This window comes from Oceanispirochaeta sp. (genome assembly GCF_027859075.1).
Taxonomy (GTDB): domain Bacteria; phylum Spirochaetota; class Spirochaetia; order DSM-2461; family DSM-2461; genus Oceanispirochaeta.
In genome coordinates, this window is record NZ_JAQIBL010000094.1 from 1 (window position 1) to 12,645 (window position 12,645).

A 12,645-nucleotide genomic window follows, 5' to 3' on the forward strand; every position below is an offset into this window, starting at 1 on the left:
TTATTTATAATTCAAACAAAATCAGCAACACTTTCCAAATCCGCAGGCTCGGGCGTACATCCCTGCCACATCCCGTATCCGGCTGATGATCAGATCCTCGGCGGTCAGCTTGATCTTTCCTTCCTGTACCGCATTGTACTGGTTGGGCATATACTGGCTGAGGAGTGACAGGGAAATTCCATGATCATTCAGATTCTTTTTCAGAAGTTCCACAGAGGATTTTAGTTCGGCCTGGGGCCAGTAGTAGCGGCTCCGGTCACTGAAGCTGTATTTCAGTTTGAAGTACTGCTGTTCCTCATTTCCGGGGTAATACTTTTTCCAGTATCCCGGATTGTCCATCATGACTTTTTCAAGGGTTTCCCGCAGACCGGAAAGTTTGATTCCCTTCTGTCCCAGCAGTTCTTTCTCCATGTCTTCCAGGGCAAAGAGAGCCTCTCTGAAAGCAAAGGTCAGCCAGGGACCGACCTTGAGGATGCAGTAATGATCCTTGACCAGCTGAGACAGCCCCGTTTCACTCTGATAGTCGGTAGAGTGGGCCTCGTAAACAAACTGGTCATCCCCGTCAATCAGGGCACTCAGATCTGATGCGGCAGCGCTGTCGTAATGAAAAACCTGATCGTCACCGAACTCCACACCGGGCTGGACAACCAGACCAATGACCCGTTTCCAGGCACTCTGCAGGCCCTGGGCATCAAAGGCGGCTCTGGTGACGGCCATTGTGTTTTTCGCATCTGCTGCGGATGTGGGAGTGACGGTTTCTTCCTCTTCCTGAGCCCCCCCGGGAATGGGAACTTCCGTTCCGATCACATAGATGATGTCCGATTCACCTCCGAAGGATTCAGCGTATGTTTTTTCCGCCACGGCGCAGAGTTCTGCGGCCCGGGAGGAGACAATTTCGTCTGCCAGAGGTTTGTGCCTGTCCCCCGCGTCATCGGCACAGAACATGGAGGCATCCAGGTGGATCTTCTTATAACCGGCCTTGACGTAGGCGGCAATCAGATCACGGGCCTTAGCCATGGCTTTTTCTGCCGGCTCACTCTGCCAGGCATTGGGTCCCAGGTGGTCGCCCCCCAGAAGAACCTTTTCAAAGGAAAAACCTGTTTCACCCGCCAGGCCCTGGACATAACTGACAAATTCGGCAGGGACCATGCCGGTATAACCGCCGAACTGGTCTACCTGGTTGCTGGTGGATTCGATCAGGACGATGGAACCGTCATCCTTTGCCTGAAGCATACAGGCTTTGATGACATCCGGATGGGCGGAACAGACAGAGTAGAGTCCCGTACTTTTACCGGCCTTATTGTCTTTCATAAGCTGAAGGAATTCACTTGTTGCACTCATTATAAAATACTCCTATTTTCTATGTGCCAGACCCTTAGGCCCTTAGGCCTTTCCACGATAATCACCAGGGCAATGTTATTGCCCTGGTAGCGCCAGACCCTTAGGCCTTACCACGATAATCACCAGGGCAATGTTATAGCCCTGGTAGCGCCAAGGATAGTAGCGACAATGTCCCTGCCGGACCGGCGATAGCCGGAAACAGTAGGCAGGATCAGACATTACAGCGGATAGCCCGCCCGGGCGCACAAATTATTTTGAACAGTCGAAAAGGATTTTCCCTTTCACCGCACCTGGTTTTAAGAGGTCGGCAAGCGCATCGGCAGCCTGACTCAGGGGAATCTTCCGGTCTATAAGCGGCTCTGTTTTGACCAGGTTTTTGCTGAAGAGGTAATTGGCCATCTCCCATTCCCAACCGGGAAAGGGGGCGGAGTAATTCATCCAGGAACCGGTGACAATAATCTCCTTGCGGTTGATGTTTTCAAACTCGTGAGGCTGCAGGGTCACAGGTTTATGGGGAGTTCCGATAAACATGACCGTCCCCTTGGGGGCAGCCAGATCCAGACAGAGGATCTCGGTGATGGGGACTCCGCCCGTTTCCAGGCAGACTTCATATCCGATTCCATTCGTAAAGCCCATGGCTTCGTCTTTGAAGCCCTCGTTCATGGTGTTCAGGCAGAGGTCGGCTCCCAGTTCTTTAGCCAGTTCCAGACGACTTTCATCGATGTCGAATACGGTAACTTTCCGGGCACCCATGGCTCTGACGCACTGAAGAGCCAGAAGGCCGATGGTTCCCATACCTGTGATGGCCACATCCTTGCCGCCTTCGAATTTCATGATGTTCAAGGCATGGAGGGCGACGGTAATGGGTTCAAAAAAGGCGCCCTCTGTGTAGCTGACTGCATCGGGAAGCACAACGGCATTTTCCCAGGGCATGGTGACGTATTCTGACCAGCCTCCCTGGATGCGGGAGCCGATGAACTTGTAACCTTTAGAGAGGGAGTAGTTCCCTTTCTGGCTCTGGGGATCATTGCGATCGGGGATGAGGGGAACACAGGCGATGCGGTCTCCTACTTTTCTTTCCGAGACAGCTTCTCCCAGAGCGACAATCTCTCCGGAAAACTCATGTCCCAGAACGATGGGGTAAAAATGGGCTCCACCGTGAATGGTCCGGGGTATGTCTGACCCGCAGAGTCCTGATTCTTTTACCTTGACCAGGACCTCCCCGGCTTGAGCCTCGGGTTTTTCCCAGTCTTCATAACGTATGTCATTGTCTCCGTACAGTACTGCTGCTTTCATATCTCTCCTTCCTGCGGAAGACTCTGCTTCCGGGTATAAACTCTATTTCGATTCAGTTATGACTGAAATTTTTCTCTTATCTCATCCAGTTCTTTGTAAACAGGTCCGACTGCCTTATATAGATTTACAAACGCTTTAAACAGGGCATTGTAATACCCGGAACGCTCCGTATCGGGAGTGTGGGATCCACGGACAGTCTGTATCGCCAGAGCGCTGTCAAAATCGGGATACAGCCCCACACCCACGGCAATCATGATGGCCGTCCCCAGGGGGGCTACATCCATTTCGCCGGGGAGAATGATGGTTTTCTCAAGGATATCCGAAAAGATCTGCGTCCAGATGGGGCTGTTGGCGCAGCCTCCGGTCATGACGATTTCATCGATGGTATACCCCTTTTCCTCCATCAGACGGAAGACGTTGCGCACCCCCATGGCGATTCCTTCCATGATCATGCGGATCATGGCCTTCCGGCTGGTATCGGGGTTCATCCCGAAGGCCGCAGCCCGGGAGTGAGGATCCCAGAGGGGTGCTCTCTGACCGACCATATAGGGCAGATAGAGCAGAACATCCTCCAGATAACCCGCCTCTTCGGCCAGACGGTCAATTTCTGCAAAGTCTTCTTCTTCGATAAGGGATTTGAACCAGCGCAGACCGGCTCCACCGTAGTCCACTCCCCCGTTCACCAGATAGAGACCAGGGACAGCATGGTGGTAATTCAGCATGGTCGGGTCAGAGGGAACCGAGGCCACACAGGCTCCGGCATTGGTGGCTGTCCCCGCCGAGATGTAGGCCTGACCGTCGTGGCGCAGGCCCAGTCCCAGGGTGGCCGAGACATTGTCCATGGCTCCCGCGATGACAGGGGTGCCCTCTTTCAGCCCGATAACAGTGGCGGCTGCGGTGTTCAATCCTCCCACAACATCCGTACAGGCAAAAATTTCTGGGAGCTTGGAGCGGTCTATCCCGCTGGCAGTGATCAGTTCATCCGACCACTGACCCGTTCTTATGTCACAGAGTTGGGACATGCCGGCCTCGGACAGGTCCATGGACATGATCCCCGTCAGCCTATAGACAAGGTAACCGTTGCAGTGGAGGAAAACAGAAGTTTTATTATAGAGATCCCTTTCATTATTTTTCATCCACAATACTTTGGGAGCAAAGTTGGAAGGGTCTGAATCATTGCTGTTGATTTTTTTCTGAAGATCTCCGTAGCTGGCCCTGATCCAATCGGATTCACTTTGAGAGCGGCGGTCCAGCCAGATAAGGCCGTTTCTGAGGGGCAAACCATCTTTATCCAGGGGCAGAGCCATGCTGGACATGGAATCGGCACCGATTCCGACAATATCGACCGGATCAACTCCGCTTTTCTTCAGGATTTCAGCTGTCGTGCTGACAAGAGCCTCCCACCAGTCTTCAGGATTCTGCTCTGCCCAGCCCTGCCTGGGATAAACAGTCGGATATTCGGCCTTGGCCGAGGCGACAACTTTCAGTTTATCATCAAATAAGACCGTTTTGGTACTGGTGGTTCCCAGGTCTATACTCAGGATATATTTCGGCATTTCGATCTCCTGTCCCATCGGAAACAATCCGGATCAAATCCCGACGCAATCCAATGTGTTTTAGAACACTAAAATATACCATCCAAAAGTATTTGTCAATACTTACAGAGATGGAATCAAAGGGCTCTGCTGCTCTCTCGGACGATCAGTTCCGGATTGAAGATGAGTTTTCGGGGATAGGGACAATTCTGCTTAAGGAGCTGCAGCATCATTTCAGCCGCTTCGGCTCCCAGACGGGGAGGATTCAGATTGATCGTCGTCATGGTTGGTTGGGAAATAATGGAAAGATATGTATTATCATGGGCGATGAGCGACAGATCATCCGGTATGGACAGATTCAACTTGCGTGCCGCTTTGATGACTCCCATGCCCAGCAGTTCATTTGATGCAAAGATGGCACTGGGGCGGAGGGGAGAATCCAGAAGGGGAAGGACCAGCTCCTCAACCCTTTCGATAGCTGTGTAATGGTCTGTATCCTCAATTTCTATGATACTTGTATATTCCGGGGGGAAACCGGCTTCTATCATTCTCTTGGTGTATATACGGTCCTTGATATCAAAAGCGACGCTATCCAACAAACCTCTGATAAAAGTAATATTTTTATGATTCAGGGCAAAGAGGTAATCCATGGCTATTTCCATGCCCTTTCTCTGATCTACCATAACCAGATTGGAATCATCCCTGTCGGGATTTCCATTGATCAGGACAACAGGAATGGATTTGTTCAGATCGGCATAGAGTCCCATATTTTCCTCTTTACTGCTCACATCCACAAGGATCAAACCATCCACACCCGAATCAAGATAGCGGTTGATGATGTCCCGTTCATCCTTGCCTCTGTTGATGGCACTTGAGAAATTACAGAGATACCCATCTTTCCTCATACGGATTTCCATTGTGTTCATTATGGAACTGAAATAGGGGTTCTCCATATTGGAAACGATAACACCTATCCTATTGGATGTTCCTTTGATGAGCCCTCTTGCTGTGAGATTAGGCCGGTAGTCCATGCGGGCAATTGTATCAACCACCAGAAGCCGGGTCGCTTCTTTTACAGGATGATTGTTTAAAACTCTGGATACAGTGGCGATAGAGACACCAGCCTCCAGGGCGACGTCTTCCAGTTTAACTTTCAAAGAAAGGCTCCTTTCTTACATATGTTTCTTTGAGGCATTGAAAAACTCAAATGATATTATCCCTTAACTGCACTATCTACCATTCCTTGTATAAAATACCTCTGCAGGAAGAGGAACAGCAAGGCAATGGGCATGACGGCAATAAGTGCCGCTGCCGCCGCGGCTCCCAGATTGGATGAGGACTGGGCAAAGAAAGTGGATACCGCCAGAGTAACAACCCTCATCCTTGGCGACTGGAGCAGAAATAATGAAAACTGATAGTCGTTCCAGATGGCCACACCAGTCAGGATAATCACGGTGGCGGTGATAGGTTTGAGCAAAGGCAGGATGATTTTATAGAAAATTGTAAACTTGCTGCATCCATCAATCAGGGCGGCCTCATCCAGTTCTCCTGGGATTGTCCGAATAAAACTGCTATACAGGAAAATACTGATGGGCAGCTGAAATGTGACAAGAACCACAATAATACCCCAATAGGTACTGACGGCTCCCAGACGGGTCATGATGGTTACAAGAGGAACCAGCATACTCAGAGGGGGCACCATCATAACAGCCAGGACAAACTGCAGAATTCTTTCATTGAAACGGGATCGGTTTCTGGCCAGCGGATAGGCAGCCATTCCCCCGATCATAACAATCACGGCGATGCTGGTAATGGTGATGATCAGACTGTTTTGAACAGCCAGGATAATTTTCGCTTTCTCTGCAGCATAACTGAAGTTCTTCAGATAAAACTCGGCCGGCAGAGTCCAGCGGGAAGACAAATCCGTCTTGGGCTTGAAGGCCACATTGATAGAGATAAACAGAGGGATAAAATGAAAGAACCCTATGAATATGGTCAAAACACTCCAGAGAATCTTAGAAATAAGAGATTTTTTTCCGGTAATCACAGGAGGACCTCCTGTCTGGCGGACAATTTCTGAATGATAAGAGTAAATAGCAGAATCATGGCAAACAGCAGAATACCCATGGTCGCCGAATATCCGGCAGACTGAGACCTGAAATAGGTATAGTCGATCAGAGTGGAAAGAGAGTGGGATGCATATCCGGGGCCGCCGTTGGTCATGGCTTTGATGGCATCAAAAAGTTTCAATCCCCCTATCAGGTTCAAGGTAATAGAAGTGATAAAGGCTGGCCTGAGAAGTGGCATGGTGATGTTGATAAACTGCTTCCAGGCATTGGCACCATCAATCTGACTGGCCTCATAATACATGGTAGGAATGGTCTGAAGACCCGCCAGATAAATAACCATGGAAATCCCGCAGAACTGTACTGTATTGACAAAGACAATGAGACCCACCGCCCGTTTTCCTTTGGCCAGCCAGTCAACAGGGTCCATACCCAGTACAGCAAGTATATCATTCAGTGCACCATAGCGGTACTGAAACATAAAATACCACATATAGCCCATGATGACCGGTGCAATCAGAACGGGAAGGTACACAAAGGTTCGGGCAAAGTTTCGGCCCAGGATCATTCGATTCAACAACAGAGCATAAGACAGGCCCAGAATTTGTTGAAATACAGTACTTCCAAATCCATAGATTATGGTATTCCAGGAAGCGGTATACATATTTTTATCCTGAAACAGATATATGAAGTTTTTAAAACCTACATAATCATAATGCTGGGAAAAACCATTCCAGTTGGTAAAGGCAATTCTGATCCCCTCAAGAAACGGATAAACGATAAAGACCGTAAACAACAGCAGCGCCGGGAGGTACATAAGGTTGGTGATATGTGGGTGTTTTGAATGGGTCCTTGATTTTTCCTGAAGCTTCTTCATGCATCTTGTCCTTGAAATTGTAGTCACCGGGAGAGAGGCTCCTCTCTCCCGGTAAAGGATAACTTATTTATACATCCTGTTAAAATCTTCTTTCATTTTTTCTGCGGCTTCGGTCGTACTCATGCTTTCCGAAAGGATTCCGGCTCCTGTTGAACACATGGTGTCCCACATTCCGCTGGGTAGAAAAGCTCTGTCAAAGTAAGGGAATGCCGGAGCATCGGCCCATTTTTTATAATCGGCCTTCAGTTTGCCTGTATCGCTTTCCGCATCGGTCAAACCGGCAGGGATTCCGTTGGAACCGGCAATCTTGGCAGCATTGGCCGGGATGGCAAGGAAGCTCAGGAAGGTCTTGCATGCTTCGACATTTGCTGTATCTTTCCAGATTCCAACGGTGCTTCTTTCACCTGAAATAAGACTGGGAGAGTCTCCCTCATAATAAGCAGGAACAGGGAAAAATCCAAGGTCTGCATCGGGATCAAAGGTCCAGGCTTCTGCCAGGACATAGTTACCATAGAATGTGAAAGCAGCATCGCCCACAGCCAGTGCTCTTGCAGAGTCGCTATAGGTAGATGTCAGGTTATCCACATTGAGGTAGCCTTTTTCATTCATTTCTTTCATAAGGCCGGCCAGAAGTTCCCATTTGGCTGTGTCAAATTTTCCGGCAACCAGATCATCACCACTGTAATGCTTGGGATCTGTGATATAAACAGCAGGAGCAGCCCAGTCAAAGAAGTTTCCCACAGTCCAAGAGTCTTTTCCACCGATATGAACAGGTGTCACACCAATAGCTTTAACTTTATCCATGGCGCCATAGAGGTCTTTCCATGTTTTCAGAGTTTCAACCTTGACTCCAGCTTTAGCCAGAACGGTCTTGTTATAGGCGACACCGGCCATATCAACATCAATAGGAAGAACATAGATGTGTCCCTTTTCATCTGTCACAACAGGCTTGATAGCTGGGTGCAGTCTGGAAGCCCATTCCTGATCTTCCAGAGGCATCAGATACTCGCTGTAACGGAGTACAGACCAACCATGGGTCGACCACATATCAGGAAGGTCATTGGTGGCCATTTTAGATTTCATAAGAGCCTCGTAATCAGAAGTACCTGATATCAGATCAATTTTAATCGAGGGGTTGGCACTGTGGAAATCAGAAATGACTTCTTCGAAGGCGGTCGTAACCGCTTCTGTGGACTGAAAGTTCAGCATCAGGGTGAGATTGGTAGTATCAGAATCCTGCTGACCTGCTGCGAATAGAGACGTTCCTGCCACCAGACAGAAAAGGACCAGTAAACATGTTTTTAAAATCTTCATAAAAAACTCCTTTTTCCGGGATTTCCGGATATATTACAACCGGGACCAATTCCCGGATGAAAACTTATTTATACACAGGCAGCCATTCACTGTGAGCTTCCAGCAGATCATCACACAAGGCTATGATCTTTTCAGGAGCCAGTTCGGCAGAGGTATGGGGGTCTAACAGTGCGGCCTGATACACATGTTCTTTCTTCAATGTCATTGCCGCTTCAATGGTCGTGAGATGAACATTTATGTTGGTCTGATTCAGGGCGGCACACTGTACAGGAAGGGCTCCGGCATCTACAGGCTGAATACCGTTTCCATCAATCATGCAGGGGACCTCAACAACTGCTTCAGCAGGCAGGTTGCTAATGTAGTTCTTACTGTTCAGAACATTCCCATGGATACAGACCGGGACATCCGTGAGAAAGGCATTCATGATATCCGCCCCGTACTCTCTGGTTTTTTCATGCTGTAGAGCCTTCCCGCTCATAATTTCGGTTTTTCTTTCTTTCCACTCTTCAATCTGCCTGACACAGCGACGGGGGTATTCATCCAGAGGGATGTTAAACCGGTCAATCAGTTCAGGAACGTCATTTCTGATCCAGTAGGGCGTATATTCGCTGAAATGCTCAGAAGATTCGGTTATGTAGTAACCGAAATACTTCATCATTTCGAAACGAACCATATCATCATGTTTTTCATCAAGGTTTTTCCGCGCCGCTCTGTTTTTTATTTCGGGGTAGAGATCCTTCTTTCCGTCCCGGATATCCAGGAGCCATGCCATATGGTTAATTCCGGCGATTTTCCATCGGACATTATTGGCTTCCATACCCAGTTCTATCAGTAAATCGGGTACGCAGACCTGTACGGAATGACAGAGTCCTACAGTCTTAATAGAGGAATATTTCAGAACAGCGCCTGTCACAATGCTCATAGGATTGGTATAGTTCAAAAGAAGAGCATCCGGGCATACAGCTTCCATATCACCGACTATATCCATCATCACCGGAATCGTCCTCAATCCTCTGAAGATGCCTCCGATTCCCACAGTATCTCCGATGGTCTGACGCAGGCCGTATTTTTTGGGAATTTCAAAGTCCGCTATTGTGGCCGGGTCATAACCACCCACCTGTATGGCATTGAATACAAAATCCGACTGTCCTAGAGCATCCCTCCGATTGCTGACTCCCAGAAAAGTCCTGATAAGAGCTCTGCCCGCATTGATGCTGCTGTTCAGGGATTCAAGAACAATCCTGGATTCTTCCAGCCTTACCGCATCTATATCATACAAAGAAATATCAGCATCCTTGAGGCCTTCGAATAAAAAGGAATCCCCCATCAGGTTTTTTAAAAAGATCGTACTTCCTGCTCCCAGGAAAGTTATCTTAGGTCTTGTTTTCATAGACAAATAATCACCTTGTAATATTACTGTAAACGTTTTAAGTAATTTTACACCTTGTTTTAAAAATCTGTCAATGAAAAGTTTGAAGTCCCCTTGAGCCGTTCTGATCAGACTGTCCAAAAGTAAATTATTATGAGATTAAAATGTTGTATGGTAAATGTTTAAATATTATGTTTTACGAACGATCAATTCGGTGGCAACAATTTTCTGAGGGGGAACGTCTTCTCCTTTGGCCTTGAGGAGCAGCATTTTGACAGCCTGACGCCCCATCTCTTCCAGGTTCTGTTTCACCGTGGTGAGAGGAAAATATAGGGTCGTTTTATCCGTCATATCGCCATAACCCACCAGTTGTACATCCCGTCCGGTGAGGAGTCCCTGTTCCGTCAACGCTCCGATAACCCCGATGGCCTCATAGTCGTTGGCACAGAAAATGGCCTGCGGAGCCTCATGGTCTTTCAGATAGGCCGTCACCGACTCGTAACCGCTATAGGCATCAAAATCGGTATCCAGAAAAAACAGATCCCTGTTTTCCCGAAGTCCGGCAGCTTCTGCCCCTTTTTTTATGCCTGCCAGTTTGAGGCTGGCATTGTATTGGAAATCCCGTCCCTTCAAAACCAGCAGGGAAGAGCAATGTTTATCAGAGCAGAGGTAGGACACGACAGACGCGGTAGAATCTTCATAATCATTGACGATGGCACAGGCACCGTCCAGCTGCCACTCGACGGTGACAAAAGGAATCTGCCGGGCCGCTCTAAGGCAGGCGGTCCTCACAGAATCAAAGGCCTCTTCAATGAAAATCACCCCACCCCGGGACTTCACGACGTCTTCCAGTTCTTCTATGGTTTTCCAGTCCCATACAAGTTTATCCGTATTGAGACTGTGTAGTTTCAAGTCAATCTTCATGCTGGACAGGGCATCATAAACCCCATTGAGGATTTCCATAAAAAAGGAAAGTCTCGTAGAGGGAAGGAATATATGGATGGCTTCGGGGATGCCCTCTTTCCGGGGGGAGATAAAGCTGCCCTTTCCGGGAAGGCTGTAGATGAGTCCCTCATTTTTAAGTTCGTTCAGAACTCTCTGGGCAGTAGCGAGAGAGACACCTGTAATCTGTACGATTTCACGAGCAGAGGGGATGTGGTCATCCTCATTCATTTCCTCATGGGTGATTCTCTCCCGGAGCTGCCTGACGATCTGCTGGTAGGGAGGAATGCTTATGGATCTGTCTACCTCAAGGGTCATATGATGCAACTCCATGTGTTCTAAAACACTAAATTATAGGAAATTTCTTAAAATGTCAAACAGAGAATCCATAAATCGAGAGTCCTACTTTATGGGAATATTAAAAAAGAATAGGATAAAGAAGACATTTTGGATATATTATGAGTCAGAATACTCAATCCGATGGGAATAATCAGGAGATCACATGATTAAAAGAACAATTGCACTCTGCCTTCTCAGCACCTTTATTTCTGTCTTTATAACTGCCCTTCCGGCAGATTCCGATATTCTCTCCTTTGACAAGATGACATCTTTCCTCAGCAGTCAACAAAAATCAGACCTACTCAACACGGGTGAGCTGACAGAGTTTCACTTCAGCAGCTTTGATCCCCTCCTGCTTCCGGATGTAGGCATGGTCAATGAGATCCGGAGCATGGTGCTGAAGGAAGAACTGAATATGGGAATAGAGGGGCTTTTCCTTTTTAAGGACTTTGACAGCGCCGCCTACAATGCCAATCCCGAAACGACGAAACTGGCTCTCTACAATGCCCTGCGCTCTGTCAGCACCCTGGAGGGAATCGAATACTATTCCGCCTCCCGGGAAGAAATGAGAACCCTCTTTGTAGAGTCCTGGATGATTCCCGATCTTGATTCCGCCAGGAACAGACTTTCAGATTCTATTGTGACGACCATACCCGGCAAAGACAGTTTTTTTATCCATCAGAAAGACAAGAGCTTCGGAAGACACGAATCGGTCATGGAGTTTGTCTATTCATCACCGGTTATCTGGTCGGTGATCATCAACCAGACTCCCATGTATTACAAGGGATTCCTGAAAGCCATGAACCCTCAGCAGCTGCAGATCCACCTTCTGGTGATGCCCACAGATCAGGGACTCCTGTTCTATGGAATCTCCGCAGCAGACACAATCAATATCAGGGCCTTCAGAGAAAAGGCTAACAATTCTTTCTACAACAGGGTGAAGGCCCTCTATGCCTGGTACATAGGAAGAATTCAATAATTTTGGTGGATCAATAATGGGGAGGCCGTTCTTCTCCCGCATCCAGGGAGGAGACATTCATTTTCCTCTCATCCATGTCCTTCATCTTCTCTTCCAGACCGGAGATTTTCTCCTGCATTAAGTCTAATAATCGATCCTTTTTCATCAGCTGGAGGTTCATCTGCCGAAGGCTGTCTTCCAGGTACATGATCCTGCTGTCCAGGTTCACAAGTTTTTCATCACGTTCATCCATAATCTTCCCCTCATTTCCAGGAATACTTTCATAGGCTCTTCCTTTTGAATAGCCCGAATTGCATACTACTCATAAAATTCTAAAACAACTATACTCTCATATAAAACTAATCTTTAAGGACATTACTCTTTAGGAGGAATAAATTGAGTATAAAAAATATAGCCTGGATCGGAACAGGCGTTATGGGCCGGTCTATGTGTCTCCATCTGATGGAAAGGGTATTGGAACCCAGGGGCTTTATAAGGTCTTCGAATCCCTGAATCAGCCTGTTTGATCAAAGTTTGATCAAAGATTGATCAAATGACCAATTCCTCGGTTGATTCTCCGGGAGCTTGCCATCGCTTTAATCCAACAT

The 12,645-nt window shown here is 47.9% G+C and carries 12 protein-coding genes; 2 read left to right on the forward strand and 10 right to left on the reverse strand.

Going from position 1 to position 12,645, the window contains the following annotated elements:
* Positions 1 to 21 precede the first annotated feature (21 nt).
* The 9 genes from PF479_RS04995 to PF479_RS05035 form a co-directional block, all read right to left on the reverse strand.
* Positions 22 to 1,341: a D-tagatose-bisphosphate aldolase, class II, non-catalytic subunit gene (locus PF479_RS04995; RefSeq protein ID WP_298002972.1), complete on the reverse strand. Its 1,320-nt coding sequence runs from the start codon at positions 1,339 to 1,341 to the stop codon at positions 22 to 24.
* A 249-nt stretch (positions 1,342 to 1,590) separates the two neighbouring features.
* On the reverse strand, positions 1,591 to 2,637 hold the full coding sequence (locus tag PF479_RS05000) for a galactitol-1-phosphate 5-dehydrogenase (protein ID WP_298002975.1): 1,047 nt from the start codon (positions 2,635 to 2,637) through the stop codon (positions 1,591 to 1,593).
* 56 nt (positions 2,638 to 2,693) lie between these two features.
* Entirely contained in the window at positions 2,694 to 4,193 is a 1,500-nt protein-coding gene (locus tag PF479_RS05005) for an FGGY family carbohydrate kinase (protein ID WP_298002978.1), read from the reverse strand.
* Positions 4,194 to 4,309: 116 nt separating this feature from the next.
* Complete coding sequence (locus PF479_RS05010; protein ID WP_298002981.1) at positions 4,310 to 5,329, reverse strand: LacI family DNA-binding transcriptional regulator; 1,020 nt, start codon at positions 5,327 to 5,329, stop codon at positions 4,310 to 4,312.
* A 56-nt stretch (positions 5,330 to 5,385) separates the two neighbouring features.
* The gene (locus PF479_RS05015; RefSeq protein ID WP_298002984.1) at positions 5,386 to 6,219 is read right to left on the reverse strand and encodes a carbohydrate ABC transporter permease; all 834 of its coding nucleotides are present in this window, start codon (positions 6,217 to 6,219) and stop codon (positions 5,386 to 5,388) included.
* A complete protein-coding gene (locus tag PF479_RS05020) occupies positions 6,216 to 7,115 on the reverse strand; it encodes a carbohydrate ABC transporter permease (protein WP_298002987.1) in 900 nt (299 codons plus the stop codon). The genes PF479_RS05015 and PF479_RS05020 overlap by 4 nt, the downstream gene beginning before the upstream one ends.
* A gap of 63 nt (positions 7,116 to 7,178) precedes the next feature.
* A complete protein-coding gene (locus tag PF479_RS05025; protein ID WP_298002990.1) occupies positions 7,179 to 8,429 on the reverse strand; it encodes an ABC transporter substrate-binding protein in 1,251 nt (416 codons plus the stop codon).
* Between the two features lie 64 nt (positions 8,430 to 8,493).
* Positions 8,494 to 9,819: an alpha-glucosidase/alpha-galactosidase gene (locus tag PF479_RS05030; protein WP_298002993.1), complete on the reverse strand. Its 1,326-nt coding sequence runs from the start codon at positions 9,817 to 9,819 to the stop codon at positions 8,494 to 8,496.
* A 168-nt stretch (positions 9,820 to 9,987) separates the two neighbouring features.
* The gene (locus tag PF479_RS05035; RefSeq protein WP_298002996.1) at positions 9,988 to 11,058 is read right to left on the reverse strand and encodes a LacI family DNA-binding transcriptional regulator; all 1,071 of its coding nucleotides are present in this window, start codon (positions 11,056 to 11,058) and stop codon (positions 9,988 to 9,990) included.
* Positions 11,059 to 11,242: 184 nt separating this feature from the next.
* Here PF479_RS05035 and PF479_RS05040 point away from each other — a divergent pair, with 184 nt between their 5' ends.
* On the forward strand, positions 11,243 to 12,058 hold the full coding sequence (locus tag PF479_RS05040; protein WP_298002999.1) for a DUF6675 family protein: 816 nt from the start codon (positions 11,243 to 11,245) through the stop codon (positions 12,056 to 12,058).
* 10 nt (positions 12,059 to 12,068) lie between these two features.
* Here the strand turns inward: PF479_RS05040 and PF479_RS05045 are convergent, their stop codons facing one another.
* Positions 12,069 to 12,290, reverse strand: a complete 222-nt coding sequence (locus PF479_RS05045; protein ID WP_298003002.1) for a SlyX family protein — start codon at positions 12,288 to 12,290, stop codon at positions 12,069 to 12,071.
* Between the two features lie 143 nt (positions 12,291 to 12,433).
* Between PF479_RS05045 and PF479_RS20735 the strand changes: the two genes are divergently transcribed.
* The gene (locus PF479_RS20735; protein WP_367277203.1) at positions 12,434 to 12,550 is read left to right on the forward strand and encodes an NAD(P)-binding domain-containing protein; all 117 of its coding nucleotides are present in this window, start codon (positions 12,434 to 12,436) and stop codon (positions 12,548 to 12,550) included.
* Positions 12,551 to 12,645: the final 95 nt, after the last annotated feature.